A 2,328-nucleotide genomic window follows, 5' to 3' on the forward strand; every position below is an offset into this window, starting at 1 on the left:
GCGGCCATCTGGTCGGTGGTCAGGCCCGCGACCTGCTTGCTGCTCAGCGCGGCGACCTGGCCGGAGCTCAGGGCGATGATCGAGTCGGTGCTCAGCGCGCCGACCTGCGACGAGCTCAGCGCGGCGACCTGCTGGGTCGTCAGCGCCGCCACGTCGGCGGACTCCATGGTGTTGACCTGGCCGGTGGTCAGCGCGGCGACCTGCTGGGTCGACAGCGCCTTCACCTGCGCGCTGGTCAGCGCGTTGAGGTCGTCCGAGGACAGGTTGCTGACCTGGCCGGTCGTCAGCGCGGCGACTTGCTGGGTCGTCAGCGCGGCGACCTGGTCGGAGTTCAGCGCATCGATCTGGTCGGTGCCCAGCGCCCGCACGGCGGTCGTGGACAGCGCCTTCAGGTCACCCGTTTCCAGGGCGGCCATCTGGTCGGTGGTCAGGCCCGCGACCTGCTTGCTGCTCAGCGCGGCGACCTGGTTGGAGGTCAGCGCGACCACCGATTCGGTGCTCAGCGCGCCGACCTGGGCCGAGCCCAGCGCGGCGACCTGCTGGGTGGACAGCGCCTGCACGTCGGCGCTTTCCATCGCGTTGACCTGGGCGGTCGTGAGAGCGGCGACCTGCGCGGTGCCCAGCGCCTTGATCTGGGCGCTGCCCAGGGCGTTGAGGTCGTCGCTGGTCAGGCCGGCGACCTGCGCGGTCGTCAGCGCGGCCACCTGGACGGTGCTCAGCGCGGCGACCTGGTCGGAGCCCAGCGCATTGAGCTGGTCGGTGGACAGGGCGCGCAGCGCGGCGCTGTTCAGCGCGCGCAGGTCACCGGTCTCGATGGCGGCCATCTGGTCGGTGGTCAGGCCCGCGACCTGCTTGGTCGTCAGCGCGCCGACCTGGGCGGAACCCAGCGCGACGATCGCTTCGGTGCTCAGCGCGCCGATCTGGGCCGAGCCCAGCGACTGCAGCTGCGCCGTGGTCAGCGCGGCGACGTCGTCGCTGGTCATGGCGGAGACCTGCTCGGTCGTCAGCGCGGCGACCTGCGCGGTCGACAGCGCCTTGATCTGGCCGCTGGTCAGCGCGTTCAGGTCGTCGGAGGACAGGTTGGCGACCTGGGTGGTCGACAGCGCGGCGACCTGCTGGGTCGACAGCGCGGCGATCTGGTCGGAGCCCAGCGCGTCCAGCTGGTCGGTGCCCAGCGCGCGCAGCGCGGCGGTGGACAGCGCCTTCAGGTCACCCGTTTCCAGGGCGGCCATCTGGTCGGTGGTCAGGCCGGCGACCTGCTTGGTCGTCAGCGCGCCCACCTGGGCGGAGGTCAGGGCGGCGACGTTCTCGGTCGACAGCGCGCCGACCTGGGCCGAGCCCAGCGCGGCGACCTGCTGGGTCGACAGCGCCTGCACGTCGGCCGATTCCATGCCGTTGATCTGGCCGGTGGTCAGCGCGGCGACCTGGGCGGTCGACAGCGCGCGGATCTGGGCCGAGCCCAGCGCGTTCAGGTCGTCGCTGGCCAGCGCCTGCACTTGCGCCGTCGTCAGCGCGGCGACCTGGGCGGTCGTCAGCGCGGCGATCTGGTCGGAGCTCAGCGCGTCGATCTGGGTGGTGGTCAGGGCGCGCAGCGCGTTGGTCGTCAGCGCACGGACGTCCACCGTCTCGATGGCGCCGACCTGGTCGGTCGTCAGGCCGCCGACCTGCTTGGTCGACAGCGGCGCGACCTGCTGCGAGCTCAGCGCGGCGATGTTCTCGGTGGACAGGGCGCCGACCTGGTCGGAGCTCAGCGCGGCGATCTGCTGCGTGGACAGCGCCTGCACGTCGGCGCTTTCCATCGTGTTGACCTGGGCGGTCGTCAGCGCGGCGACCTGCTGCGTCGACAGGGCCTTGATCTGGCCGCTGGTCAGCGCGTTCAGGTCATCGCTGCTCAGGTTGCTGACCTGGGCGGTCGACAGCGCGGCGACCTGCTGGGTCGACAGCGCGGCCACCTGGTCGGAGCCCAGGGCGCCGAGCTGGTCGGTGGTCAGCGCGCGCACGGCGGCGGTGCCCAGCGCCTTCAGGTCGCCGGTCTCGATGGCGCCCATCTGGTCGGTGGTCAGGCCCGCGACCTGCCTGGTCGACAGCGCGCCGACCTGCGAGGAGGTCAGGGCGACGATGTTGTCGGTCGACAGCGCGGCGATCTGGTCGGAGCTCAGCGCGGCGATCTGGCCGGAGCTCAGCGCCTGCACGTCCTCGCTGGTCATGTTGGCGATCTGGGTGGTCGACAGCGCCGCGATCTGGGCGGTGCCCAGCGCGCGGATCTGCGCCGAGCCCAGCGCGTTCAGGTCGTCGCTGGACATGGCCTGGACCTGGCCGGTGGTCAGC

The 2,328-nt window shown here is 72.0% G+C and carries 1 protein-coding gene; it reads right to left on the bottom strand.

The window, feature by feature from the left end; all coding sequences use genetic code 11:
• Window positions 1–2,328, bottom strand: a 2,328-nt coding sequence (locus ACTJKJ_RS12835; RefSeq protein ID WP_440820810.1) for a beta strand repeat-containing protein, incomplete at both ends; no start/stop codon positions are given.

Origin of the sequence: Roseateles sp. 22389 (assembly GCF_052044995.1) — a bacterium.
Classification (GTDB): domain Bacteria; phylum Pseudomonadota; class Gammaproteobacteria; order Burkholderiales; family Burkholderiaceae_C; genus Roseateles.